The organism is Streptomyces sp. MA5143a (assembly GCF_900290235.1).
GTDB lineage: Bacteria > Actinomycetota > Actinomycetes > Streptomycetales > Streptomycetaceae > Streptomyces.
On record NZ_OLMK01000170.1, the window covers coordinates 1 to 1811 of the forward strand.

Here is a 1811-nt window from a genome sequence, read left to right on the forward strand (position 1 = left end):
CATCGCCGCGTACTGGTTGGTGACCTCGGTCAGGGTGCCGTAGTCGGGCTTGGAGAAGTCCTGGACACCGTGGATGGTGTCGATGATGCCCAGGCCCGGCATCAGCCGGGGCGGCGCCAGCGGGTAGAAGAAGAACCCCACCAGCGCCAGGACCGTGGTGAAACCGATCGCGGTGCGGGCCCAGCGGTAGTCCGCCGGGCGGCGCCAGTACAGCACGCCCAGGACCGTCAGCGGCACCACGAAGTGGAACGACGTGTAGTAGAAGTCGAAGAAGTCCCGCAGCCAGCCGATCTGGACCACCGCGTGGTTGACCCCGTGCTCGATGTCCAGGAACAGCGCCTTCTCGACCGTCAGGATCTGCCCGGCGTGCTCCTCCGCCACCGCCCGGCTGCCGGCCGCCTGAAGCCGGGTGCGCTGGTAGGCGGCGTACGTGACACGGATCAGCAGCAGTTCGAGCAGCAGGTTCGGGCGGGTGGCGACCCGCCGCAGCAGCGGCGCCCAGCTGAAACGGCTCTGCGCCTTCGGCGCGTACACGGTCGGCACCGGATGCCGGTAGTAGGGCGAGGTCCGGGACAGGAACGGCACCACCAGCGCCGAGGCGAGCGCCGCCAGCAGCACCACGTTGTCGCGCACCGGGTACAGCACCCCGACGTTCGGCACCATCATCTTCGCCGGCAGCGTCATCACCAGAACCACCGCCACCGGCCACACATACCGCGACGACGCCCTCGTGCCGACCCGCCCGACCACCGCCAGCAGCACCCACAGCAACTGGTGCTTCCACGACGCCGGCGACACCGCCACCACCACACACCCCGTGATCGCCACCGCGAGCAGCAACTGCCCGTCCCGCGCATAGCGGACGGCACGGCGCATCCCGAACACCGCCACGACGGCGCCCAGGACGAGGAAGACCGCGATCTCCGCCGGACCCTCGAGGCCGAGCCGCAGCAGCGCCCCGTGCAGCGACTGGTTGGCGAGATCATCCGCCCGCCCGCCCAGCCCCACACCCGCCAGATGGTGCACCCAGTAGGCGTACGAGTCATGCGGCATCACCGCCCACGCCAGCACCGTGGCCCCGGCGAAGGTGACACCGGTACTCACCGCGGCCCGGCGACGGCCGGTGAACCACAACAACACCACGAACAGCAACAGAGCCGGCTGGAACGCCGCGGCCACCCCTATGAACACACCACTGGCCCGCTCACCGCGCACCGCGAAACAGCCCGCCAGGACCAGCAGCACGGGGATGATGCTCGTCTGACCCAGGTAGAGGGTGTTGCGGACCGGCAGCGACACCATCAGCAACGTCACCGCGACAGGCGCCGCCAGCAGCGCCGTCCGCCGGGTCACCGGCTGCGGCAGCGCACGCGCGGCAACCAGCCCAAGAGCCACCACCAGCAGCAGCGTGCCGAACGTCCAGCCCCAGCCCAGGGCCTGCTCGGCCGCACGGGTCAGCGGCTTGAGGACCAGCCCGCCGAACGGGGTACCCGTGAACCGCGTCGAGTCGTACAACGAGCCCGACACATGCAACACACCGTCCGGCCCGACCCAGGTCTCCAGATCCGTCAGCCGCTCACTCCTGGGCGTACGCAACACCACCGCGATCTGCCGCACCGCCAGGACCGCCACGACCAGCCACAGCACGGCACACACCGTCCCCCAACGGCCCGCCACCCCACCCCCACCGACGCCACCACCCGGCCCGCCCCGTTCCGCGTTCGCCACGCCCTGTCGTCCCTCCCGCCCCGTTCGCCGTCCCATGGAAAGCCTCACACCGCCTCACGGTCCCTCAGGTGAGACGCGGGCAA

General features: G+C 70.5%; 1 protein-coding gene. It reads right to left on the reverse strand.

The window, feature by feature from the left end:
- Window positions 1-1764, reverse strand: a 1764-nt coding sequence (locus tag SMA5143A_RS42370) for a bifunctional glycosyltransferase 87/phosphatase PAP2 family protein (protein ID WP_107468084.1), incomplete at its 3' end; no start/stop codon positions are given.
- Window positions 1765-1811: the final 47 nt, after the last annotated feature.